1 protein-coding gene and 1 pseudogene are annotated in these 1,200 nt (G+C 69.9%); one reads left to right on the top strand and one right to left on the bottom strand.

Features of this window, described 5'->3' with window-relative positions; genetic code table 11:
* Window positions 1-80 precede the first annotated feature (80 nt).
* Window positions 81-788, top strand: a complete 708-nt coding sequence (locus ACFW2E_RS47325) for a hypothetical protein (protein ID WP_384478482.1) — start codon at window positions 81-83, stop codon at window positions 786-788.
* A 55-nt stretch (window positions 789-843) separates the two neighbouring features.
* On the opposite strand, the pseudogene ACFW2E_RS47320 reads toward ACFW2E_RS47325, so the two are convergent.
* Window positions 844-1,200, bottom strand: a pseudogene (locus ACFW2E_RS47320) (family 31 glucosidase); the annotation flags it as partial.

Raw genomic sequence — 1,200 nt, 5'->3', positions numbered from 1 at the left:
CGTCGCCGGAGAGGACCGCGTCATCAGCGTCAAGGCGCGGTAGCAGCACCGCAACTCCCCCCACCCATGGAAGGAACCCCATGGCACCACGCACCCGCACCCTGACCGCCCTGCTGGCACCCGCCCTGGCCCTCGGCGCCACCGTCGGCCTCGCCTCGGCCCCCGCCCAGGCCGCCGTCTGGAACTCCTGCGACCAGTGGGGCAACACGAACCTGAACGGCTACACCCTCTACAACAACATCTGGGGCTCCGGCGCCGGCAGCCAGTGCGTCTGGGCCAACTCCGGCACCAACTGGGGCGTCTGGGCCGACCACCCGGGCACCGGCGGCATCAAGTCCTACCCGAACGCCAAGAAGGTGATCAACAAGCCGATCACCTCCCTCACCTCGCTGAGCAGCAGCTACGACGTCACGGTCCCGTCGTCCGGCGCGTACAACACGTCGTACGACATCTGGGACACGGACTACGACTACGAGATCATGCTCTGGGTCAACCACAACGGAGCCGTCGGCCCGCTCGGCAGCCCGCAGGGGACCGTCGCCCTCGGCGGCCACACCTGGGACGTCTACAAGGGCGACAACGGTGCCAACGAGGTCTTCTCGTTCCTGCGCACCTCGGACTCGAACTCCGGCACCGTCGACATCCTGCCGGTCCTGAAGTGGATCAAGGACACCAAGGGCTGGATGGGCAACGAGACCATCGGGGACGTCCAGTTCGGCTACGAGATCACCTCGTCGCCCGGCGGCCTGGACTTCCGCACCAACAGTATGTCCGTCAGCGGCGGCTGACACGGTGCCGGGGCCGGCCGTGCCGTCAGGCGCGGTCGGCCCCGGCCCGGTGGCCCTAGTGAGCCACCGGCAGCTCCGCCCCGTCCCGCAGGAACAGCGGGATGCGATCCAGCGGCGCGTCCACCGTCACGGCCGCTCCGCCCTCGTACGTCTCACCCGTCCACGCGTCCGTCCAGCGCGCGCCCGCCGGAAGATAGGCCGTGCGCACCGTGGCACCGGCCGTCAGCACCGGCGCGACCAGCAGGTCCCGGCCGAGGAGGTAGGCGTCGTCGACGTCCCAGGCCGCCTGGTCCCCGGGGAACTCCAGGAACAGCGGCCGCATCACCGGCAGCCCCTCCTCGTGCGCCTCGCGCATCACGTCGAGCACGTACGGCTTCAGCCGCTCGCGCAGCCGCAGGTACTTCTCCAGGAC

It is taken from the genome of Streptomyces sp. NPDC058964 (assembly GCF_042741275.1).
In the GTDB taxonomy this organism is placed as follows: domain Bacteria; phylum Actinomycetota; class Actinomycetes; order Streptomycetales; family Streptomycetaceae; genus Streptomyces.
This window is presented reverse-complemented; position numbering and strand designations above follow the sequence as displayed.

Bases quoted from the DNA above. Each gene is read 5' to 3' on its own strand.
- ACFW2E_RS47325 (WP_384478482.1), top strand. From the start codon at position 81: ATGGCACCACGCACCCGCACCCTGACCGCCCTGCTGGCACCCGCCCTG.